This is a genomic window from Frigoribacterium sp. CF331, from assembly GCF_057787905.1.
The window spans coordinates 1,518,877-1,541,443 of the sequence record NZ_CM173545.1 but is presented as its reverse complement, the minus strand read 5'-3'; the positions used below and the strand labels follow the sequence as shown (position 1 = coordinate 1,541,443).

At 70.9% G+C, this 22,567-nt stretch carries 19 protein-coding genes and 1 pseudogene; 7 read left to right on the top strand and 13 right to left on the bottom strand.

Annotated features, from left to right (window positions below; translation table 11 throughout):
- Nucleotides 1-387 precede the first annotated feature (387 nt).
- Nucleotides 388-750: pseudogene (locus tag AC3CCI_RS07220) on the bottom strand (DnaB-like helicase C-terminal domain-containing protein); the annotation flags it as partial.
- 308 nt (nt 751-1,058) lie between these two features.
- On the opposite strand from AC3CCI_RS07220, the gene AC3CCI_RS07215 reads away from it, so the two are divergent.
- The 5 genes from AC3CCI_RS07215 (at nt 1,059) to AC3CCI_RS07195 (ending at nt 5,197) form a co-directional block, all read left to right on the top strand.
- Entirely contained in the window at nt 1,059-1,544 is a 486-nt protein-coding gene (locus tag AC3CCI_RS07215) for a hypothetical protein (protein ID WP_354593951.1), read from the top strand.
- On the top strand, nt 1,541-2,716 hold the full coding sequence (locus AC3CCI_RS07210) for a zinc-dependent alcohol dehydrogenase (protein ID WP_488628548.1): 1,176 nt from the start codon (nt 1,541-1,543) through the stop codon (nt 2,714-2,716). The genes AC3CCI_RS07215 and AC3CCI_RS07210 overlap by 4 nt, the downstream gene beginning before the upstream one ends.
- A gap of 122 nt (nt 2,717-2,838) precedes the next feature.
- Nucleotides 2,839-3,999 carry a glutathione-independent formaldehyde dehydrogenase gene (locus AC3CCI_RS07205; protein ID WP_488628547.1) on the top strand — a complete coding sequence of 387 codons (1,161 nt, stop codon included), beginning with the start codon at nt 2,839-2,841 and terminating at the stop codon, nt 3,997-3,999.
- Nucleotides 4,000-4,071: 72 nt separating this feature from the next.
- Entirely contained in the window at nt 4,072-4,710 is a 639-nt protein-coding gene (locus AC3CCI_RS07200) for a DUF1345 domain-containing protein (protein ID WP_354593954.1), read from the top strand.
- 172 nt (nt 4,711-4,882) lie between these two features.
- On the top strand, nt 4,883-5,197 hold the full coding sequence (locus tag AC3CCI_RS07195; RefSeq protein WP_488628546.1) for a DUF7882 family protein: 315 nt from the start codon (nt 4,883-4,885) through the stop codon (nt 5,195-5,197).
- Here the strand turns inward: AC3CCI_RS07195 and dnaB are convergent.
- The 12 genes from dnaB to AC3CCI_RS07135 form a co-directional block, all read right to left on the bottom strand.
- Nucleotides 5,194-6,582, bottom strand: a complete 1,389-nt coding sequence (gene dnaB / locus AC3CCI_RS07190) for a replicative DNA helicase (protein ID WP_354593956.1) — start codon at nt 6,580-6,582, stop codon at nt 5,194-5,196. The genes AC3CCI_RS07195 and dnaB overlap by 4 nt on opposite strands.
- A gap of 1,112 nt (nt 6,583-7,694) precedes the next feature.
- Nucleotides 7,695-8,078, bottom strand: a complete 384-nt coding sequence (gene rbsD / locus AC3CCI_RS07185; protein ID WP_173208412.1) for a D-ribose pyranase — start codon at nt 8,076-8,078, stop codon at nt 7,695-7,697.
- The gene (locus AC3CCI_RS07180) at nt 8,075-9,241 is read right to left on the bottom strand and encodes a ribokinase (RefSeq protein ID WP_488628545.1); all 1,167 of its coding nucleotides are present in this window, start codon (nt 9,239-9,241) and stop codon (nt 8,075-8,077) included. Before AC3CCI_RS07180 ends, rbsD begins: the two co-directional genes overlap by 4 nt.
- 137 nt (nt 9,242-9,378) lie before the next feature.
- Entirely contained in the window at nt 9,379-10,329 is a 951-nt protein-coding gene (locus tag AC3CCI_RS07175; protein ID WP_488628544.1) for a substrate-binding domain-containing protein, read from the bottom strand.
- Nucleotides 10,330-10,555: 226 nt separating this feature from the next.
- Complete coding sequence (locus AC3CCI_RS07170; protein WP_354593960.1) at nt 10,556-11,527, bottom strand: ABC transporter permease; 972 nt, start codon at nt 11,525-11,527, stop codon at nt 10,556-10,558.
- 31 nt (nt 11,528-11,558) lie between these two features.
- Entirely contained in the window at nt 11,559-13,076 is a 1,518-nt protein-coding gene (locus AC3CCI_RS07165; protein WP_488628543.1) for a sugar ABC transporter ATP-binding protein, read from the bottom strand.
- A 2-nt stretch (nt 13,077-13,078) separates the two neighbouring features.
- Complete coding sequence (locus tag AC3CCI_RS07160; RefSeq protein ID WP_488628542.1) at nt 13,079-14,224, bottom strand: LacI family DNA-binding transcriptional regulator; 1,146 nt, start codon at nt 14,222-14,224, stop codon at nt 13,079-13,081.
- 694 nt (nt 14,225-14,918) lie between these two features.
- Nucleotides 14,919-15,371, bottom strand: coding sequence for a 50S ribosomal protein L9 (rplI, locus tag AC3CCI_RS07155; RefSeq protein WP_354593963.1), 453 nt, complete (start codon nt 15,369-15,371; stop codon nt 14,919-14,921).
- A gap of 14 nt (nt 15,372-15,385) precedes the next feature.
- Nucleotides 15,386-15,646, bottom strand: a complete 261-nt coding sequence (rpsR, locus tag AC3CCI_RS07150) for a 30S ribosomal protein S18 (RefSeq protein ID WP_043595327.1) — start codon at nt 15,644-15,646, stop codon at nt 15,386-15,388.
- 51 nt (nt 15,647-15,697) lie between these two features.
- Nucleotides 15,698-16,270, bottom strand: a complete 573-nt coding sequence (locus tag AC3CCI_RS07145; RefSeq protein ID WP_488628541.1) for a single-stranded DNA-binding protein — start codon at nt 16,268-16,270, stop codon at nt 15,698-15,700.
- 4 nt (nt 16,271-16,274) lie between these two features.
- Complete coding sequence (gene rpsF, locus AC3CCI_RS07140) at nt 16,275-16,673, bottom strand: 30S ribosomal protein S6 (protein ID WP_056260245.1); 399 nt, start codon at nt 16,671-16,673, stop codon at nt 16,275-16,277.
- Between the two features lie 193 nt (nt 16,674-16,866).
- Nucleotides 16,867-18,306 carry a CCA tRNA nucleotidyltransferase gene (locus AC3CCI_RS07135; protein ID WP_488628540.1) on the bottom strand — a complete coding sequence of 480 codons (1,440 nt, stop codon included), beginning with the start codon at nt 18,304-18,306 and terminating at the stop codon, nt 16,867-16,869.
- Between the two features lie 251 nt (nt 18,307-18,557).
- On the opposite strand from AC3CCI_RS07135, the gene AC3CCI_RS07130 reads away from it, so the two are divergent.
- Both AC3CCI_RS07130 and murJ read left to right on the top strand, forming a co-directional pair.
- Nucleotides 18,558-20,807, top strand: coding sequence for a DUF6049 family protein (locus AC3CCI_RS07130; protein ID WP_488628539.1), 2,250 nt, complete (start codon nt 18,558-18,560; stop codon nt 20,805-20,807).
- Nucleotides 20,804-22,468, top strand: coding sequence for a murein biosynthesis integral membrane protein MurJ (murJ, locus tag AC3CCI_RS07125; protein WP_354593967.1), 1,665 nt, complete (start codon nt 20,804-20,806; stop codon nt 22,466-22,468). Before AC3CCI_RS07130 ends, murJ begins: the two co-directional genes overlap by 4 nt.
- Nucleotides 22,469-22,567 lie beyond the last annotated feature (99 nt).

Sequence of the window (22,567 nt, the reverse complement as noted above, 5' to 3'; positions counted from 1 at the left end):
AGCCTCGCCGGGAGTGGGAGCTTTCTTCGGCTGAAATAGTTCGCGCTCGACACGATCTGCGACCGCGTCTCGCTTCGGGAGTTCACCTTCTGGCGAGCAGGAGGCGAGGTCGAGCCAGCTTGGACCGACCTCGACACAAAGCAGGAGCAACCAACAGCTCTCTTGGGAACCACGCATTCGGCGACAAGTTGAATGCGAAGGCGACGAGTCCCTACCGGCTCTGTGATGAGTCGCGAGGACATCCCGTGAACTGACACCGTGAATATATGAGGCGCCTTGCAGCCGTAGAGCAATTGGCTTGGGCGACCTGATTTGTCGCTCCGGGCATGCGGCGACACTTTATGAGAGCCAGCGACTCTTTGCGTGAGTCGTTCACACAAGAACTGGCTAACTGGGCATGTCGACGAACCGCGAGAACTTGCCGTGGAACGCCACCGTGATGGTGTCGGTCGGGCCGTTGCGGTGCTTGGCGACGATGAAGTCGGCCTCGCCCTGGCGGGGGTTGTCCTTCTCATAGGCTGACTCGCGGTGCAGCAGGATGACCATGTCGGCGTCCTGCTCGAGCGAACCGGACTCCCGCAGGTCGCTGATCGCGGGCTTCTCATCGGCACGCTTCCCGGGACCACGGTTCAGCTGCGACAGCGCGACCACGAGCGTCTGCAACAACAGGAGCACGTGCACCGCCGTCACCACCCGTGCCAGCCCACGCGAGCCCTCCGACACGTCTCGACGACGACCCTCACCGCGCCTCCTCTACTCGCGGGCATCGGCTAGCCGGGCCGATCCCCCGACACACGCCGCGCCTCCTTCCGGCCGCCATCCCACCCACGCAACTCGCGGCCTCGAGGTGCTGTCAAGAGCCAAAAAGTTGTCTCACGCCGGGGTCGGGGGCGTGCGCACACTGGGGGCGAACGGGCGGCAGGGTGGGCAGATCCAGGGCCCTGCCACCCGCTCATCCATCCAGAGAACTGCGCAACCGCGCGAACCGAGGAGGTCGTGATGAGCACCACCGATCAGCAGCGGGGCACCCCCGCTCCCCCGCCGTGGCGGGCCGTCTGATGGCCGGCCGCCTGACCGGTGCCGGGGCCGCCGGCGTCGCCGCCGTGGCCACCGCCGCCGCCGCGGTCGTCGTCGGACGACGACACCACCGTCGGCCCGACGAGGGCGCCGGCTCCCCGCAGGAGTCCCGAGCCCGTTGGCAGGCCGTCACCGTCCTGGCCGACCCCGAGCACGTCTGCGCCGACGGCCACAAACCGCCCTTCCTCGCCGACCTCGGCGACCGCGTCGAGGTCGAGATGCGACCGGCCGCCGGCGACAAGGGCACCGAGCTGCGCGCCCGCCTCCGCGACCCCGCTCCGTCGAAGGACGACGCCGACGAGGCCGCCGAGAGCATCCGCGTCGCACTCCGACGGGCCAAGCAGGTCATCGAGGCCGACGAGGTGCTGCGCGTCGACCCGACACCCCACGGCGAGCGCAAGGCCACCCCCACCGGTGCCCTCGTCGACGAAGCCACCGACCGTGCCGACGAGGAGGGACTGCTGTGAGAGCCCTCACCTGGACCGGCGTCAACGAGACCTCGGTCGAGACCGTGGACGACCCGACGATCCTCAACGACCAGGACGTCATCGTGAAGGTGCACCTCAGCACCACCTGCGGGTCCGACCTGCACCTGCTCGGCGGCTACATCCCCACCATGCGGTCGGGCGACGTCCTGGGCCACGAGTTCATGGGCGAGATCGTCGAGGTCGGGTCTGCCGTCCGCGAGCGCAAGGTGGGCGAGCGCGTCGTGGTCTGCTCGTTCGTCGCCTGCGGCCGCTGCTGGTACTGCACCCACGAGCTGTTCTCGCTGTGCGACAACGGCAACCCCAACCCGGCCATCACCGAGACCCTCTGGGGCTCCCCCATCGGCGGATGCTTCGCGTACAGCCATGCACTGGGCGGCTTCGCCGGCAGCCACGCCGACTACGTCCGGGTGCCCTACGGCGACCACGGCGCCTTCCCCGTCCCCGACGGCGTCTCGGACGAGGCGGCCCTCTTCGCCTCGGACGCCGCCCCCACCGGCTGGACCGGCGCCGACCTCGCCGGCATCACCGCCGGCGACACCGTCGCCGTCTGGGGTGCCGGCGGCGTCGGCCAGATGGCCGCCCGCGCCGCCATGCTGCTCGGTGCCGAGCAGGTCGTCGTCATCGACCAACTGCCCGAGCGGCTCGACCAGGTACGGCAGCACATCGGCGCCGAGACCCTCGACTTCGCACAGGACGACGTCCTCGCCGAACTCAAGGAGCGCACGGGCGGCCGCGGCCCCGACGTCTGCATCGAGGCGGTCGGCATGGAGGCCGACGGCACCGGCGTCCAACACCTCTACGACCAGGTGAAACAGCAGCTGCGACTGCAGACCGACCGGCCCACCGCACTGCGCGAGGCGATCTACGCCTGCCGCAAGGGCGGCAGCGTCTTCACGCTCGGCGTCTTCGCCGGACTCGTCGACAAGTTCCCCCTCGGAGCCGTCATGAACAAGGGCCTCACCCTGCGCGGCGCCCAGCAGCACGGCCACCGCTACATCCCGATGATCCTCGACCGCATCGCGGCCGGCGAGATCAGCACCGAGCACCTCGCCACCCACGTCCTCCCGCTCGAACAGGGGCCCGCGGGCTACGAGATGTTCAAGGCCAAGGACGACGGCTGCGTCCGCGCCGTCTTCCGTCCCGGCACCTGACACCGCGCCTCCGTCACCCCGAGGAGGCGCGCCCCACCCACCCGAGGAGGCGCGCCTCCCCCACCACCCGGCACCGCGCCTCCGTCATCCGTCACCCCACCACCGAAGAAAGGGAAGAGATCATGAGAGCAGTCGTCTACGAGGGCCCGAGGAAGGTCTCGGTCAGCGACGTCCCCGACGCCCGCATCGAGCGGCCCACCGACGTCCTCGTCCGCATCACCAGCACCAACATCTGCGGGTCCGACCTGCACATGTACGAGGGCCGCACCGACTTCGAGACCGGCCGCTGGTTCGGCCACGAGAACCTGGGCCAGGTGATCGAGGTCGGCTCGGCCGTCGACAAGGTGCAGGTAGGCGACTGGGTCGTCCTGCCGTTCAACGTGGCCTGTGGCCACTGCAAGAACTGCGAACGGGGCCTGACCAACTACTGCCTCACCGCGCAGCCCGAGCTCGCCTGGGCCGGAGCCGCCTTCGGGTTCGCCGACATGGGCCCGTGGCCCGGCGGGCAGGCCGAACTGCTGCGCGTGCCCTGGGGCGACTTCAACTGCCTGCGCCTCGGCGAGGACGCCGAAGAACGGCAGACCGACTACGTCATGCTCGCCGACATCTTCCCCACCGGCTACCACGCGACCGAGATGGCCCACGTGAAGCCCGGTGACCAGACCGTCGTCTACGGGGCGGGGCCGGTCGGCGCGATGGCCGCCTACTCGGCGATCATCAAGGGGGCGAGCAAGGTGATGGTCGTCGACCGGCACCCCGACCGGCTCGCCAAGATCGAGGAGATCGGGGCGATCCCCATCGACGACTCGTCCGTCGACCCGGTCGAGGCCGTCCTCGACCTGACCATGGGGCTCGGGGCCGACAACGGCTGCGAGTGCGTCGGCTACCAGGCCCACGACCCCGACGGCGTCGAGCAGCCCAACCTGACCCTGAACCGTCTCGTGCGGTCGGTCCGGTTCACCGGCGACATCGGCGTCGTCGGCGTCTACGTGCCGCAGGACCCGGGCGCGCCCGACGAACTGGCGAAGCAGGGCGTCATCCCGTTCGACTACGGCCAGTTCTGGTTCCGCGGGCAGGCCATGGGCACCGGCCAGTGCCCGGTCAAGAAGTACAACCGGGCCCTGCGCGACCTCATCGCCGGCGGCAAGGCGAAGCCGTCGTGGATCGTCAGCCACGAGCTGTCGCTCGAGGAGGCCCCGCAGGCCTACGAGCACTTCGACGCCCGCGACGACGGCTGGACGAAGGTCGTGCTGCACCCCGACGCCGTGCCGTCGGCCGGCTGATCCGACCGAACCCACCCGGACCGGACCCGAACCGGCCCGGCCCGGCCCCGCGACCGAGAACCGAGGACCCCGATGGACGACCGCATCCTGTCCCCCCGACGGACGGGACTCTACGTCGCCATCGGGGTCGCCGTCGGCGTGGCCGTCGCCCTCGCCGGTGCACCGACCCTGGGGCCCCTCGCGGCCTGGTGCACGGCCGGCCTCATCGCCCTCGTGCACGTGTGGCGGGCCTGCTGGCCCCAGGACCCGGCAGGCACCGAGCGCCTGGCGAACGAGGAGTCCAGCTCACGCCTCACCGACGACGCCCTCGTCGTGGCGTGCCTCGCGAGCGTCGCGGCCATGCTGACGGCGCTCGTCCAGGCACGCGACGCCAGCGACCCCGTGTCGGTCGCCACCGTCGTGCTGGGCATCCTCGCCACCATGGTCGCCTGGGCCCTCGTCAACACGGTCTACGCCTTGAAGTACGCCCGCATCTACTACGTCGACCACGACCGCGGCGGCTTCGACGTCAAGCAGGAGGCGCCTCCCACCTACAGCGACTTCGCCTACCTGGCCTTCACCATCGGCATGTCGTACTCCGCACCGGACGTCGAACCCGACGACACCCGCACCCGACGCACCGCGCTCCCCCACGCGCTGCTGTCGTACCTCTTCGGCACCGTCCTGATCGCCACCACCCTGAACCTGGTGACGAACCTGGCGCAGAGCTGACCACACGCCGATGAGCACCGACGTCGAGGCACGTGACGGCGCCCACCCGGCGGCTCTTGTGGCCGTCCCGTGATGTGGCTACCGTCGGAGGACCCGGCTCGGCTGGTGCAGGGCCCGGGCCGCGACGCCTGGCCGCTGGGGCCTCGCGTCGCCCACTCTCAGGGGTGACACCATGGGCAGACTCACGTACGACCAGGTGGCGTCGGTGGAGTTCGACGACCGACTGCTGCTGCACTTCCAGATCGTCATCGGCATGAAGTTGCGACGGCAGGAGTCGTTCTACTTCTCGTGGCGCGACGAACAGACGGTGGGCAAGGGCAGGCAGACCATCTGGTTGCATCCGGCCGTGCTGCTGCTGTTCAAGTACTACGGCTCGCGGACCCCCCAGGTGAACCCCGCGTGGATCCACGCCCTCGAACTCGCGGCGAACACGAGCTCGGGGCTGCAGTGCGTACCCGAACCCGACGCCCGCGAGGCGGTTCGCTAGCTCGGCATGTCCACGAACCGGGAGAACATGCCGTGGAACGCCACCGTGATGGTGTCGGTGGGGCCGTTGCGGTGCTTGGCGACGATGAAGTCGGCCTCGCCCTGGCGGGGGTTGTCCTTCTCGTAGGCGGACTCGCGGTGCAGCAGGATGACCATGTCGGCGTCCTGCTCGAGCGAACCGGACTCTCGCAGGTCGCTGATCGCGGGCTTCTTGTCGGCACGCTGCTCAGGGCCACGGTTCAGCTGCGACAGCGCGATCACCGGCACCTGCAGCTCTTTCGCCATCAGCTTCAGCGCACGCGAGAACTCCGACACCTCTTGCTGACGGCTCTCGACCCGCTTGCCCGACGTCATCAGCTGCAGGTAGTCGATCACCACGAGCTTCAGGTTGTGCTGCTGCTTCAGCCGGCGGCACTTCGCCCGGATCTCGACCAGCGTCATGTTCGGCGAGTCGTCGATGAACAACGGAGCGTCGTTGATTCGCCCCCGCACCTGCGCGATGTTCGTCCAGTCGCGCGCGTCGACCGTGCCCTTGCGCATGTTCTGCAGCGGCACGCTCGACTCGGCCGACATGAGCCGCATCGCGATCTCGCTGCGCCCCATCTCGAGCGAGAAGAACACCGACGCCTGCCCGTGCTTGATCGACGCCGCCCGCGCCAGGTCGAGCGCCAACGTCGACTTACCCAGGGCCGGTCGCGCCGCCACGATGATCAGCTGACCCGGGTGGAACCCGTTCGTCAGGGCGTCGAGCTGCGCGAACCCCGTCGGCACACCCGTCATCTGACCGTCACGACCCTTGGCCGCCTCGATCTCGTCGATCGCGACCGTCACCGCCTCGTTCAGCGGCACGTAGTCCTCGGTCTGCACTCCCCCGGCCACGTTGTAGACCTCGGCCTGCGCGTTGTTGACCAGGTCGACGACCTCGCCCTCGCTCGCGTACCCCATCTGCACGATGCGCGTGCCGGCCTCGACCAGACGGCGCAGCACCGCCTTCTCGGCGACGATCGACGCGTAGTACCCCGCGTTCGCCGCAGTCGGCACGACGCCGGTGAGGGTGTGGAGGTACTCCGCGCCTCCTGCTCGCGACAGATCGCCGGACTTCATCAACTCGTCGCTGACCGTGATGACGTCGGTGGGCTCGCCGTGCGAGTACAGCCCCAGGATGGCGTCGTAGATGACCTCGTGCTTGGGCACGTAGAAGTCCATGCCGCGCACCGTCTCGATGACGTCCGCCACGGCGTCCTTGCTCAGGAGCATGCCGCCGATGGTGCTCTGCTCGGCCAGCAGGTCGTGCGGCGGGACGCGGTCCATGCCGACGGGGCCCCCACGGTCGCGTCCGCGGTCGTCCGACGCGTCGGGAGCGAGACCGAGATGGGCGATCGACATGGGTCCTCCAGAGAGAATCGGGTGGGTGCGGGGCAGCACCGAAGACGCTCAGGGCAGTTGTACGACAGACCCCCGACATCCCCCTGCCGAACCGCCGTGACCCACCCCTGACGAGCGCGGGTACACCTTATGGACACCGAGTTCTCCACAGCAAATGCACCTGTGGATAACTCTGGGGAGAACCGGTGAGAAACGCCGGGCGGCCCTGGGGAGAACTGTGGATCACGCTGTGGACAACGAGATACTTCAGTTGGTTTACCTCCCTCTGACCTGGGTTTTTCGTATTCCACACCTGTGTGGAAAAGATTGTCTAAACCGGGGGTTGAGACATCCGATTTGACATCTGCCTGTGCACAAAGAACTTGACAAGGAGGCGCGGCGACCGGTAGCGACACATCTCGCGTTCAGCTTCCGGTAACCCCCGAAGGCGGGCCCTGCGAAGCCCCTGGTCAGGGCCGCATCCGCCCTCCCGCACCGTGCCGCCTGCCCTCCGCCTGCCACCCCGCGCCTCCCGCACCGCGCCTCCCGCACCGCGCCTCCCGCACCGCGCCTCCCGCACCGCGCCTCCCGCACCGCGCCTCCCGCACCGCGCCTCCCGCCCCCGCCTGCCCGCCCCCCTGCTCGTCCCGGCCCACCTCCGCACGACGAAGAACCCGGTTTCGAACGATGAACCCGGTTGCTTCCGGGTTCATGGTTCGAAACCAGGTTCATGGTGGTCGAGGGCGGCCGGGCCGGGGGAGGGACGGCGGGGCGGAACGGCCAAGAACCCCGTTCGCGAAGGTGAACCCCGGTTGATCGGGGTTCTCCTTCGCGAACGGGGTTCGAGGGGTGACGCCGGACCGGCGGGAGGCCCGGCACCGCGCCTCCTGCCCGCGCCTCCCAGCCCGCCTGCCCGCCCCGGCCCGTCCCCGCACGACGAAGAACCGGGTTTCGAACGATGAACCCGGATGCTTCTGGGTTCGTCGTTCGAAACCGGGTTCATGGGTGGGCCAGGGCGGCCGGGCCGGGGGAGGGACGGTGGGGCGGAACAAGGAAGAACCCCGTTCACGAAGATGAACCCCGATTGATCGGGGTTCACCTTCGTGAACGGGGTTCGAGGGGGAGCAGGTGCCTCAGAACGGGACGCCGCAGCGCAGGACGACGTTGGCGTACGGGGTCGCCTCGCCCGTCCGGACGAGGAGGCGCGCCCCACCCGACAGCCGCTTCAGCTCGTCGTGCGAGACGTAGGCCACGTCGTCGAAGCGGGACGTGATCCAGTCGCCGGCGGGGGAGTCGTGACTCTCGTCCGCGGCCGTGCAGGCCTCGAACACCACGTCTGTCGTCAGCGCGTCCAGCACGTCGGCGAAGGCGGGCAGGCCGTGGACGACGGCGAGATCGACCACGGGGACTCCGGCCGGCAGGGGCAGGCCGCAGTCGGCGACGACGACGAGGTCTCCGTGGCCGAGGCCGCTCACCGCGTGGTTCAGCTGGGCGTTCAGCAGGCCGCCGCGCTTCACGACGTCACCCCGGCAGTCGAAGCGACATCCGCCGACCCCTCAGTCGAAGCAGCGTCCGCCGCAGAACCCGCCGTAGCGGCCGAAGCGATCGGACCGGCAGCACCGGCAGAACCGGCAGAACCGGCAGAACGATCGGCGGACGACGAAGACGAAGCCGCATCGGCCGCAGCAGGCAACTCGTCGTCCAGCGTCGGGTACGACGCCTGCGTGCCGACGCCGGTCACCGAGTACGCCCCGACGCGCACGGCGTCCTGGGCGGCCTCGAGCAGCGACGAACCCGCGGCCAGCCCGGCGGCGAGGGCGCCGACGAAGGCGTCTCCCGCTCCGGAGGAGTCGACGGCCGCCACGCGAGGCGACGCGACCGCCACCGTGCCGGAGGCGTCCGAGACGATCGCCCCGGCGGCACCGCGGGTCATGACGACCGAAGTGACCCCCTGGGCGCGCAGGGAGGCGACGACCGACTCGTCGTCGACCCGCGCCTCCTCGTCCGGACCGGCGGCCGACGCGGCGGGCGCACCCGAGCCAGAGGCCGACGCGTCCGAGCCGGAAGCCGAACCCGTGGCAGCCGAGTCCGTGGCAGCCGAGTCCGAAGAACCGGCAGCACCCCACGCGGCCAGCAGCAGCCGGCCCTCGTGCTCGTTGACGACCAGCGGATCCGCGGCCTTGACCACGTCCGCCGGCACGTCGATCACCGGGGCGAGGTTGAACACCACGCGCCCGCCGGCGTGCTGCACGGCGGCGGCGATGCCGTCCACGGGGATCTCTCCCTGCAGGACGACCACCGCCGCGTCGGCCAGCACACCCGCGTGCCCGTCGACGAGCGAGGCGCCGACGGCACCGTTCGCCCCGGGGACGACGACGATGGTGTTCTCGCTGTCGCCTCCGACGCTGACGACGGCCAGCCCCGTGGGCCCGGGCACGGTGTCGACGCCGCTGACGTCGACGCCGCTCGAGCGGAGGTAGGGCAAGGCGTCGTCGGCGCGTCCGTCGTCGCCGACCGCACCGATCATCACGGTGCGGGCACCGCGACGGGCGGCGGCGACGGCCTGGTTCGCACCCTTGCCGCCGGGGGAGAGGGTCATCGACGAGCCGATCAGGGTCTCTCCGGGCAGGGGCAGGCGGTCGACGGTCACGACCTGGTCGACGTTGATCGACCCGACCACGACGACCGTGCCGCCGGCACCACTCGAGCCAGCCGTGCCAGCCGCGCCGCCCGTGCCAGCCGCGCCGGCCGGAACCGAAGCCTCCGCGCCGACCGCACCCGCGCCTCCTACGCCCGCTGCGTCCGTACTAGAACCACTCATTCGAGGAAGTCACCCACGTTCTCCTTCGTGACGGTGATGACCTCGACGGCCTGGTCCGAGGGGCCCTCGTCGCCGCTGCCGCCGTCGATCGCCTTGACCGCCTGGTCGACCGCGAGGGCGCCGAGCTCGGCGGGCTGCTGCGCGATCGTGCTCGAGAGCGTACCGGCCTCGATGGCCTTGAGGCCGTCCTCGGTGCCGTCGAAGGCCGCGACCTTGACGTCGGTGCCGGCGCGCGAGCCGAGCGCCTGGATCGCGCCGAGGCCCATCTCGTCGTTCTCGGCGAAGACGCCGACCGCGTTCGGGTGCGCCTGCAGCAGGTTGGTCGTCACGTCGAGCGCGGTGGCGCGGTCGAAGTTGGCGGTCTGCTGCGCGACGACGGTGATGTCGGGGTAGGCCGCGATGCCCTTGGTGAAGCCCTCGCCGCGGTCGCGGCTGGCCGAGGTGCCCGCGACGCCCTGCAGCACGATGACCTCGCCCTTCTCGCCGATCGCCTCGGCGAGGGCCTTGGCGGCCTGCTCGCCGCCGGCGACGTTGTCGCTCGCGACGAACGAGGCGACGTCGGCACCGTTGACGGCACGGTCGACGGCCACGATCGGCACGTCGGCGTCGTTGAGCGCCTTGGCGGCGGGGCCGGCGGCGTCGCTGTCGACGGCGTTCAAGATGACCGCGTCGGCCGTCGAGGCGGCCGTGGCGAGCTGGTTGGCCTGGGTGGCCGAGTCGTTCTGGGCGTCGACGATCTCGAGGTCGACGTTCTTCTTCTTCGCCTCGGCGGTCGCGCCGTCACGCAGCTCGACGAAGAACGGGTTGTTCAGGGTGCTGAGCGACAGGACCACCGTGGGGCGGTCCGCCTCTCCGGCGGGGGTGCGGTTGCAGCCGGCGGTGCCGGTCGCGACCAGGGCGGCGATCGCCGTGACGGTGGCGGCCTTGCGGAACGAGGTCAACTTCATCGTGTGTCCTTCGGGGGTTGGGGTGGTGAGGGGGGAAAGGGGAGAGATCAGGAGGCGCGGGTCGGCTGGCGAGGACCCGGGCCGGCATCCGCGGCGACGGCCGCAGGGCCGGGCCCCGCAGCTGCCGCCGCTCCGCTGAGGCGCGACGCCGCGCGTCCGGCTCGCACCGCGCCTCCTCGGCTGTCGGTGCGACCCGCGCGGCCGCGCCCTCGACGGGGCCCGGCGGTCAGCTGCTGCGGGTCTTGCGTCGCAGCACGTCGACGCCCACGGCCAGGGCGATGACGAGGCCGATGACGACCTGCTGCCAGAACGACGTGACGTTCAGCAGGTTGAGGCCGTTGCGGATGACCACGAGCACCAGGGCGCCGATGATGGTGCCCGAGATGCGGCCGACGCCGCCGGCCAGGCTCGCACCGCCGATGACGACTGCGGCGATGGCGTCGAGCTCGTAGCCCGAGGCCGCCTGCGGCTGGGCCGAGTCGAGGCGACCGGCGAGCAGCAGGCCGGCCAGGGCCGCGAACAGCCCGGCCAGGCCGAAGACGGTGACGACGATCCGCTTGACCGGCAGGCCCGAGAGGCGCGCGGCCTCGGCGTTGCCGCCGACCGCGTACATCGAGCGTCCGATGACGGTGCGGTTGAGGATGAACGACGCGACGATCGCGGCCAGGACGAGCACGATGATCGGCACGGGCACCGGCCCGATGTTGCCGCCCAGGAACGACACGGCCGGGGGAGTCGCGATCGGGCGGCCGTCCGAGACGACCAGGGTGAGGCCGCGCGCGACGCTCAGCATGGCGAGCGTCGCGATGAACGAGGGCAGCTTGCCGTACGCGCTGGCGAAGCCGTTGACCAGGCCGGCCACGAGGCCGGTGCCGAGGCCGAGCGCGAGCGCCAGGCCGCCGGGCAGCCCCGCCGAGGCGAAGAACCAGCCCGAGACCATCGCCGACAGCGCGGCGACCGAACCGACCGAGAGGTCGATGCCGCCCGCGACGATGACGAAGGTCATGCCGAACGCCAGGACGGCGACGGTCGACACCTGGATGCCGATGTTCAGCAGGTTGCGGCCGGTCAGGAAGTCCGGCGTCGCGATGAAGAGGGCCAGGCAGAGCACGACGAGCCCGACGAGGGCCCCGTTCGCGGCCAGGAACGTCTTGATGTCGAAGGAGCGTCGCTGCGCCTTCACGGTGGTGGTGGTCATGGGGTGTCTTCCTCGGTCCGTGCTTCTCGGGTCAGTTCGTCTCGGAGACGTCGCGCGCCGCGAGCGTCATCAGCGTGTCCTGGGTGGCGTCGGCCGCGGCGACCTCGCCGGCGACGACTCCGTCGCGCATCACGAGGATGCGGTCGCTCATGCCCATCACCTCGGGCAGTTCGCTGCTGACCATCACGACCGCGCCTCCGGCGTCGGTGATGCGGTTCACCAGCTCGTAGATCTCGACCTTCGCGCCGACGTCGACGCCGCGGGTGGGCTCGTCGAGCAGCAGCACCGTCGAGCCGGCGATGATCCAGCGACCGAACACGGCCTTCTGCTGGTTGCCGCCCGACAGCGAGCCGATCTCCTGGTCGATGTCGCGCATGCGTATCCGCAGGGTCGAGGCGACCTCGTCGGCCTTCGCGCGCTGCCCGGCGAAGTCGACCAGGCCGGCCTTCGAGCTGCTGGCGAGGGTGGCGTAGCCGAGGTTGTCGTTCACCGAGGCGCCCAGCACGAGCCCCTGCGCCTTGCGGTCCTCGGGCACGTGGCCGACGCCCGCGGCGATGGCCCCGGCGACGTCGCCCTTCTTCAGGCGCCTGCCCCGCACGCTCACGGACCCCGAGTCGTACTTGTCGACCCCGGCGATGGCCCGCACGACCTCGGTGCGACCGGCGCCGACGAGCCCGGCGATGCCGAGCACCTCGCCCGCCCGCACGTCGAACGAGACGTCGCGGAAGACCGACCCGGTCAGGCCACGCACCTCGAGCACGACGGGGGAGTCGCCCTGGCTGCCGGGCGTCCGCGGGTACTGCTGCTCGATGTCGCGGCCGACCATCAGGCGCACCAGTTCGTCTTCGTCGGTCGACGCGGGCAGCTCGGCGACGAACGCGCCGTCGCGCAGCACGGCCACGGTGTCGCCGATCTCGGCGATCTCGTCGAGGTGGTGGCTGATGAACAGCATGCCGACGCCGCGGGCCCGCAGCTGCTCGACGACCCGGAAGAGGATCTCGGTCTCGTGGCGGGTCAGCGCCGCGGTCGGCTCGTCGAGGATGAGGATGCGCGCGTCGATGCTCAGCGCCTTCGCGATCTCGACCAGCTGCTGGCGGGCGATGCCGAGCTCGCCGACCTTCTGGTCGACGTCGACGTCGAGCCCGATCAGGTCGAGCGCGGCGCGGGCGCGCTTCTTCAGCTCGCGCCGGTCGACGAGGCCGAACCGGGTCGGGAACCGCCCCATCATGACGTTCTCGGCGACGCTGAGCGACGCGACGAGGTTCAGCTCCTGGTGGATCGTCGCGATGCCGAGCTTCTCGGCGGCGTGCGTGTTCGGCAGGTGGACGGCCTCGCCGTCGACCAGCACTCGGCCGGCGTCGGGCTGGTACACGCCCGACATCATCTTGATGAGGGTGGACTTGCCGGCGCCGTTCTCACCGAGCAGCACCTGCACCTTGCCGGGCCGGACGTGCACGGTGACGTCGTCGATGACCCGCACGGGGCCGAACGACTTGCTGACGTTCTCGAGCGTGAGCAGGGGGCGATCGTCGTCGATCGAAGGGGGCATGGTCAGTTCCTGCCGAGGGGTCGGGGTGTGGTGGTGCCGGTCGGGCCGGTCGGGCCGGTGGGGGACGAGGAGGCGCGGGTCGCGGGGGTCTCGCGCGTCGCGGAGGTGACCGTCGCAGAACCGCCCGTCGCGCCTCCTGCGCTTCCGCGGGAGGCGCGGGTCGTCGACTCGCGCACGATCAGTTCGCTGGGCAGCACGACCGAGTCGGGGGTGGACCCGTCGATGACCTCGTGCAGCAGCTGGACGGCGATGCGGCCCATCTCCTCGACGCTGTGCGCGATGACGGTCAGCGCGGGGTCGAGCAGCGAGAACCACTCGATGTCGTCGAAGGCGATCACCGAGACGTCGGTGCCCATGCGCATGCCGAGGCGGTTGAGCATGGCGATGGCCCCGACGGCCATCAGGCTGTCGGCGGCGAGGATCGCGGTCGGCGGCTCGTCGAGCTCGAACAGCGCGTGCACGGCGGCCGACCCGCTGGCCGACTGGAAGTCGCCGACGTAGACCAGGTCGGGGTCGGTGCTGAGGCCCAGCTCGGCGGCTGCGGCGGTCCACGCCTCGAGCCGCTCGCGACCGGTCGACACGCTCTGCGGCCCGGCGACGTAGCCCACGCGCTCGTGGCCGAGATCGACCAGGTGCTGGACGGCGGCGCGGATGCCCGGGGTGCTGTCGGTCGTCACGCTCGGCACGTCGACGCCCGGGATCGTCCGGTCGACGAACACGGTCGGCACCTCGCGGGCGAGCAGCGAGTCGATGCTCGCCGAGTCGGTGCCCTGCGGGGCGACGATGACGCCGTCGACGCGGCGCGAGATGAGGGTGTCGAGGTAGCGGTCCTGCTGCGCGCGGTTCTCGTTGGCGTTGCCGAGCAGGGTGACGTAGCCGAGCTCGAGCAGCGACTGCTCGATGGTGTGCGCGAGGTCGGCGAAGAACGGGTTGCGGACGTCCGAGACGAGCAGCCCGACCGTGTCGGACCGCGTCGAGCGCAACGCCCTGGCCTGGGCGTTCGGACGAAAGTCGAGCTCGCGCGCGGCCTGCTCGACCTGCGAGCGGGCCTCGGGCGACGTCGCGGGGTTGCCCGACAGGACGCGGGACGCCGTCGCGGCCGAGACGCCGGCGCGCTGCGCCACGTCCCTGATCGTCACGGTGTTCATCGGTCTCTACCTCGTCGTAGTGGTGCGGGTGCCCTGCGGGCCCCGCCACCGGTGCCTCGTCGTGGAATCGATTCCATGGAACCGATTCCACGACAGTAGACGAGCGACCCCGCCCTGTCAACGCGAGACCCGCCCTGTCGACGCGAGCCTCGCCCTGTCAACGCGAGACCTGCCCTGTCGACGCGAGACCTGCCCTGTCGACGCGAGACCCCGCCCTGTCAACGCGAGACCTCGCACCGTCCACGCGAGACCCCGCCCTGTCAACGCAAGACCCCGGGGAGGCGCAGTGCCCGCCCCAGCCGCGCCGCGCCTCCTCGTCCCCCCACCCCGCGCCTCCTCGTCCCCCGCCCCCCGGTGTCACGCCAGTCGCCCCTGCCCCGTGTCTTCCTCTGCCGAAGAACCCGGTTGCGAACGTTGAACCCGGTTGCGAACGGGTTCATCGTTCGAAACCGGGTTCATCGCGACCCGGTGTCGCCCCGAGGAGGCGCGGTGCCCGGCACGCCACGAGAGGAGAACCCCGTTCACGAAGACGAACCCCGAGAAAACGGGGTTCACCTTCGTGAACGGGGTTCGTTGCGAGCCGAGCCCAGCACCTCGCCCCCGGCACGCAGAAGAGCGGCGGCCCCCGAGGGGGACCGCCGCTCTCGCGTACAGCAGGTGCCTGAGCACCCGGGGCGCCGGAGCACCCGGGGTACTACTTGGCCGAGACGACCGTCAGCGTGATCGTCGCGATGACGTCCTCGCGCAGGCGGAGGGTGGCTTCGTGCTCACCCGTCACCTTGATGGCCGAGGGGATCTCGACCTTGCGCTTGTCGATCGTCGCGACGCCCTGGGCGGTCACGGCGTCGGCGACGTCGGCCGGACGGACCGAGCCGAACAGGCGGCCGTCGGCACCGGTCTTCACCGTGAGGCGGATCTTCTGGGCCTCGAGACGCTGCTTGAGGTCGTGGGCCTCTTCGATCGTCTTGAGCTCGCGGGTCTCGCGGGCCGTGCGGATCTGCGCGACCTGCTTCTCGCCACCGCGGCTCCACGCCACGGCGAAGCCCTGGGGCACCAGGTAGTTGCGGGCGTAGCCGTTCTTGACGTCGACGACGTCACCGGCGGAACCGAGGCCGGAGACCTCGTGGGTCAGGATTACCTTCGACATGGTGGTCCTTCCGATCAGCGGCCGGAGCCGGCGTAGGGGAGGAGCGCCATCTCACGGGCGTTCTTCACGGCACGGGCGATGAGGCGCTGCTCCTGGACGGAGACGCCGGTGATGCGACGGGCGCGGATCTTTCCACGCTCCGAGATGAACTTGCGCAGGGTCGCGACGTCTTTGTAGTCGATGACACCGACGCGGATCGACTTCGCGGGAGCGGCGTTCTTGCCGCCCTTGCCGCGGAGGGGCTTGCGGCGGTCGCCGCTGCTCTTTCCAGCCATTGGTTTCTACTTTCGATGAATGAAGAAGTACTTGAAGGGGAACGGCGACGCTTAGAAGGGCGTCTCGTCGTTGTAGGTGCCGTTGCCACCGGGGGTGTTCCACACGTCGCCGCCCGAGGTGTTGCCACCCTGGCCGCCGGCGGGCTGACCCCACGGTTCTTGCGCCTGACCGCCGCCGACCTGGGCCGGCTGGCCACCACGGCCACCACCACCGGCGCCGCCCCCGAAGGAGCCGCCACCGGCAGCGCCGTCGCGGGACGAGGAGGCGCGGGTCACCTGGGCGGTCGCGTACCGCAGCGAGGGGCCGATCTCGTCGATCTCGAGCTCCATGCTGGTGCGCTTCTCGCCCTCTTTGGTCTCGTACGAGCGCTGCTTGAGCCGGCCCTGAGCGATGACCCGGCTGCCCTTGGTGAGGCTGCTGGCCACGTGCTCGCCGAACTCGCGCCAGACGCTGGCACGGAGGAAGAGCGCCTCGCCGTCCTTCCACTCGTTCGACGCGCGGTCGAACGTGCGGGGGGTCGACGCGATGGTGAAGTTCGCGACCGCGAGCCCGTTCTGCGTGTAGCGCAGCTCGGGGTCACTGGTGAGGTTGCCCACCACTGTGATGACGGTCTCGCCTGCCATCGGACTACTCGGCAGCCTTCTCGGCGGCGGGAGCAGCCGGGGCGGCGGCGGCGTTGGCGGCCTTGCGGGCGGCCTTCTCGTCGCTGACCTTCTTGGCGGCGGCGACCATGGCGATCGCCTCTTCGGCGCGCAGGACCTTGGTGCGCAGCACGGCCTCGGAGAGACCCAGCTGGCGGTCGAGCTCGACCGTGGCGGCCGGGTTCGAGGTCAGGTTGACGACGGCGTAGATGCCCTCGGTCTTCTTGTTGATCTCGTAGGCCAGACGGCGGCGTCCCCAGATGTCGACGTTGTCGACGGTGCCACCGTCGTTGCGGATGACGTTGAGGAACTTGTCCAAGCTCGGGGCGACGGTGCGCTCATCGATCTCGGGGTCCAGGATGACCATCAGTTCGTACTGGTGCATGACTAACCCACCTCCTTCGGACTTGACGGTCACAGACGGTCTGTGACAGGAGGGTGTTCATGACGTTGCGTCGGCCGAGAGGCAGACGCAACCTTCCCAGCGTAGCCGAGCGCGCCTCCTGAATCAATGCCGCGCCCTCGGCCGCAGGGCCGGGCACCGCCAAGGAGGCGCGGGTCGACACCCGCAGGACCGGTTACGCCCCCGCGCCCTCGCGTGCGGCCCACCAGGCGAGCAGGCGCTCGGTGACGACCTCGGCCCCCAGCGGCCCCTCCTCGGTGCGGAGCTCGAGCAGGAAGCGGTAGGCCTCGCCGACCTCGCGGCTCGGGCCGATGCCGAGCACCCGCTGGATCTCGACGCCGTCGAGGTCGGGTCGCAGCGAGTCGATCTCCTCGCGCTCGCGCAGCTCGGCGATGCGCTCCTCGAGGTCGTCGTAGGCGAAGCCGAGCCGGTCGGCCTTGCGCCGGTTGCGGGTCGTGACGTCGGCGCGGGTCAGCATGTGCAACCGCTCGAGCTGGTCACCGGCGTCGCGGACGTACCGCCGCACGGCCGAGTCGGTCCAGGCGCCCTCGGTGTAGCCGAAGAACCGGAGGTGCAGCTCGATCAGGCGCGAGACGGCGGCGATGGTGTCGTTGTCGAAGCGCAGCGCCTTCAGTCGCTTCTTCGCGAGCTTCGCACCGACGACGTCGTGGTGGTGGAAGGTGACCACCCCGCCCGGCTCGAGGCGGCGGGTGGCGGGCTTGCCGCAGTCGTGCAGCAGGGCCGCGAGGCGCAGCGTGAGGTCGGGGGCCTCGCCCGGGTGCCGCTCGCGCTCGTAGCCGATGGCCTGGTCGAGCACGGTGAGGCTGTGCTCGTACACGTCCTTGTGGTGGTGGTGCTCGTCGATCTCGAGGCGCATGGCGGCGAGCTCGGGCATGACGTGGTCGGCCAGTCGGGTGTCGACCAGCAGCCGGACACCGTCTCGGGGGGTTTCGGTCTTGAGCAGTTTCGACAGCTCGTCGGCGACGCGCTCGACCGAGACGATCGACAGGGTGTCGGCGCGGGCGGTCATCGCCTCGCGCACCTCGTCCGACACGGTGAAGCCGAGCTGGGCCGTGAAGCGGGCGGCCCGCATCATGCGCAGCGGGTCGTCGCGGAACGAGTCGACGGCCGTGCCCGGGGTGGCGAGCCGGGCCTGCAGCAGGTCCTCGACGCCGCCGGACGGGTCGACCAGGACGCGCTCGGGCAGCCGCAGCGCCATCGAGTTGACGGTGAAGTCGCGTCGGACGAGGTCGCCCTCGAGCGTGTCGCCGAACTCGACGACGGGCTTGCGGGTCTCGCCGTCGTAGACGTCGCTGCGGTAGGTCGTGATCTCGACGGTCTCGCCGTCGACGCGGGCGGCGATGGTGCCGAACGCCCGGCCGACGTCCCAGTGCGCCTCGGCCAGCGGCGCGACGATCGCGAGGATCCGGTCGGGGTCGGCGTCGGTGGTGAAGTCGAGGTCGTTGACCGGCCGACCGACGAAGGCGTCGCGCACCGGGCCGCCGACGAGGGCCAGCTCGTGACCGGCCGCGGCGAACGCGGCGGCGAGCTTCTCGATGCGGGGGGTGGCGGCCAGATCGTCCAGTCGCTCAAGGGCCCGTGCGACGCTGTCCATGACGGACAACCTTGCCACAGCCGAGGAGGCGCGGGCTGAGCCCCGGCGCACCGCGCGGTCGGTCGCGCCCCACCTCGCCGCACCTCCCTGCCCGCTTCGCGATGCCTCACTCCCCGCCTCACGGTGCCTCACTCCCCGCCTCGCGATGCCTCACTCCCCGCCTCGCAGGCGCTTCGCCGCTGCTTCCCGGTCCGCGTTGCCTAGACTCGGCATGCTCGAACGGCCCCTGCTGCCGTCGACACCTGACGCCCATGAGACTCTTCTTCGCCGTGATCGCCGCCCTGCTGGCGGTGTTCGTCGTGTCGGCGGGGTTGCCCGCGACGACGGCCCGGGCCGCGTCCGCACCGGCCGGCGACGGGGTCACGATGACCGTCGAACCGGCCTCGGACGGCGTGCTGCGACCCGACGACGACCTCACCCTCGGGGTCACGGTCTCGAACGGCGGCGATTCCGACCTCGCGGCGAGCACGGCCCGCATCTACCTGGACCGTGAGCCGTTCACCACCCGTTCCAAGCTGGCCTCGTGGCTCGATCCCGACGACGTCTCGGGCGACGACTACCTCGGGCGCCAGATAGCGCAGGTCGACGTGCCGGCGGTCGCGGCCGGGACGTCCGTCGCGCTCGACACGGTCGTCGTGCCCGCCTCCGGCCTCGGCCTCGCGGGCCGCACCTTCGGGGCCCGAGCCCTCGGGGCCCGCGTGCTCGACGCGTCCGGCGGCCAGGTGGCGCAGACCCGCAGCAGCGTGGTCTGGTACCCGGCCGACAGTTTCCAGCCGACCCGCGTCGCGGTCGCCGTGCCGATCACGACGCCCGAGAGCGAGACCGGCGTCCTCGACGCCTCGGCCCTCGCCGCCTACACCTCCGAGGGCGGGGTGCTGCGTCGCGAGCTCGATGCCGTGACGGGCACGGGAGCGACCCTCGGCGTCGACCCGATGATCGTCGCGTCGATCCGCCTGCTCGGCACCGAGGCGCCGCAGTCGGCCCTCGACTGGCTCGCCGAGCTGCAGGCCCTGCCGAACGACACCTTCCCCCTGGCGTACGCCGACGCCGACGTCGCCGGGCTGCGCCAGGCCGGCGCCTCGACCGTGCCCACCGTGACCTCGCTCGACACGCTCGTCGACCCCGACCGCTTCGAGGGCCTGGTGGCCCCGACCGAGACCCCCACCGACGCGCCGAGCGCCGAGACGCCCGCCGCGGCCGACGGCTCGGGCACGGGCGTCGCCGGAGCCGACCCGTCCGCCCTGCCGAGCGACGGGTCGACCGACGCGCCGACCGACGAGCCGACCCCGTCCGAGACACCCGCCGACGGCGTGACCCTGCCGACCACCGAGCAGTTGCTGGACTTCCCGTGGACCCAGCAGGGCGTCGTCTGGCCCCGCCAGTCGTCCGTCGTGGGGGCCGACCTCACGGCCTTCGCCGCGGGGTCGTACACGTCGACCATCCTCTCGAGCGACAACGTCGACGTCGAGGGCGACTCGACCGAGAACGCCGCGGTGACGGTCGACGGCGTCCCGGCCGTCGTCTCGGACGAACCCCTGTCGACCCTGCTCACCCAGGCGGCCGAGGCGACGACCCTCGCCGAGTGGCAGGCGACGATGGCGCAGCTGTCCGCGACGATCGCGACCGTCGCCTACGAACGCCCGAGCGACGCCCGCACCCTGCTGACGACGCTCGGGCGCGAGTGGCCGTCGACCGGTCAGTTCCTCACCCGCACGCTGCAGGCCGTCGACAACCTGCCGTGGGTGAGCGGAGCCACGCTGACCGACGCGTTGTCGAGCACGCCGTCGACGGCGACGGTCGTCGACAGCCCCGAGAGCGACGCCCGCCTGGCCCAGCTGCGCGACCTCGTGTCCGCCGACCAGAAGGTCGTCGACTTCGCGACCGCCCTCGCCCAGCCGCAGCTGGTCACCGAGACCGCCCGCCTGCGCACCATGGCCCTCGCCTCGCACGCCTGGCGCGACAACGTCGACGGCTTCCCCGCCGAGGTGGCCTCCGCCGTGGCCGAGGCGACCGCGACCTCCGGTCTCGTGGCGGTCGTCCAGGGGTCGCCCATCTCGATCCTCGGCGACCGGTCGGCGCTGCCGCTCTACCTCGAGAACCGGACCGACTCGGTCGCGACGGTGATGCTCGAGCTGACGCCCTCGAACTCGATCCTCTCGATCGAGCGCAGCCCGATCGAGGTGACGATCCAGCCCCAGTCGCAGACCCGCGTCAGCGTGCCGGTCCAGTCGGTGGCCAACGGCACCGTCTCGGTGCAGCTGCAGCTCGTCAGCCTGTCGGGCATCGCCATCGCGACGCCCGTCGAGGTCCCGCTGTCGGTCCAGGCCGGGTGGGAGACCGCCATCACCTGGATCTTCGGCGTCGCCTTCGCCGCCCTGTTCGTCGGCGGCCTCTACCGCACCTTCCGCAAGCGCCGCTGGGCGCGCGACGAGGCCCGGTCCTCCGACGACGGCCCGACACCCGATGCGGCCACCGCGCCGCCCGTCCAGGAGTCCATGTGAGCAACCAGGGCGGTCTCGGTCGCGCCAGCATCCTCCTCGCGTCCGGGACGATGGTCTCGCGCGTCCTCGGGTTCGTGAAGGCGGCCGTGCTGGCCGCGGCGATCGGGCAGTCGGCGAGCCGCGCGGCGGACTCGTTCGCCCTGGCGAACCAGCTGCCGAACAACATCTACGCCCTCATCGCGGGCGGTCTGCTCAGTGCGGTGCTCGTGCCGCAGATCGTCCGGGCGGCGACCTCGGACGACGGCGGGCAACGGTTCGTCAACAAGATCGTCACCCTCGGCACGATCGTCTTCGCGGTCGTCGGCCTCGTCGGCACGCTGCTCGCCCCCGTGCTCGTCCGGCTCTACGCGCAGCAGAGCACCGACGGCGGGGCGGGGTTCACCTCCGACCAGCTCGCCCTCGCCACGGCGTTCGCGTACTGGTGCCTGCCCCAGATCTTCTTCTACGCGATGTACTCGCTGCTGAGCGAGGTGCTCAACGCCCGACAGGTCTTCGGGCCCTTCACCTGGGCCCCCGTGCTCAACAACGTCGTCGCCATCGTCGGCCTGGTCGTGTTCATGGTCCTGTTCGGCGGGGCCGTCGAGAACTCCGCGGTCGCGGTCTGGACGCCCGACCGGATCTTCGTCATCGCGGCCACGGCGACCCTCGGCGTCCTCGCCCAGGCCGCCTTCCTGCTGCTCTTCTGGCGGCGGGCCGGACTCGGCTTCCGGCCCGACTTCCGCTGGCGGGGCGTCGGCCTCGGCGCCACCGGGAAGGCCGCGGGCTGGCTCTTCGGCATGGTCCTCGTGACCCAGCTGGCGGGCCTCGTCCAGAGCCGTGTCGCGACCCTCGGCAGCGAGGTGGGTGCCTCGAACGCCGTGCTCGCCAACGCCTGGCTGCTCTTCATGCTGCCCCACGGCATCATCGCCGTCTCGATCGGCACCGCCTACTTCACGCGCATGAGCGGGCACGCCTCACGCGGAGACCTCACGGCCGTGCGGGTCGACATGTCGCAGTCGCTGCGGGCCATCGGCATGTTCATGGTGTTCGCGGCCGTCGCCATGTGCGTCGTCGCCTACCCGTTCGCCCGGTTCTTCGAGGTCGACTTCGCCGGCTCGACCCGCACGGCCCAGGTGATCCTCGGCTACATGCCCGGCCTCGTGCTGTTCAGCGTGCTCTTCATCGTGCAGCGGGTCTTCTACTCGATGCACGACCAGCGCACCCCGTTCTTCCTGCAGCTCGTCCAGTCGATCGTCTTCGTCGCCGGCGTCGGTCTCTCCGCCGTCGTCGTGGCCCCCCAGAGCATCGCCGTCGCCATCGCCGTCACGACGTCGATCGCCGGCTCGACCCAGGCGGTCGTCGCCCTCGTCGTCGTCAAGAGGCGCCTCGGCGGCATCGACGGCCGTTGGGTGCTGCGGCGCTACGTGCAGTTCTCGGTCTTCTCGCTCGTCGCGGGCGTCGTCGGCCTGGTCGTCGTCGCCTCCATGGGTGGTTTCGTCCCCTACGGATTCGCACAGGCGGGCCGGGTGCAGGGCATCGTCACGGTCGTCGTGGCCGGTGTGGTGATGGCCGTCGTGTACCTGGCCCTGCTCTGGGTCACGCGCATCCCCGAACTGCGCGCGCTGACCACCCCGGTCACCACCCGTCTCGCGCCCGCACTGTCCCGCCTGCGCCGACGCTGACCGCCCGGGAATGCCCCGTCGGTAGGATGCGTTCCACCAGACGATCGAGGGATCCGACCGCGCGGGCCACCACCCGCCCGTCGTCTTCCCGCTCGTGAA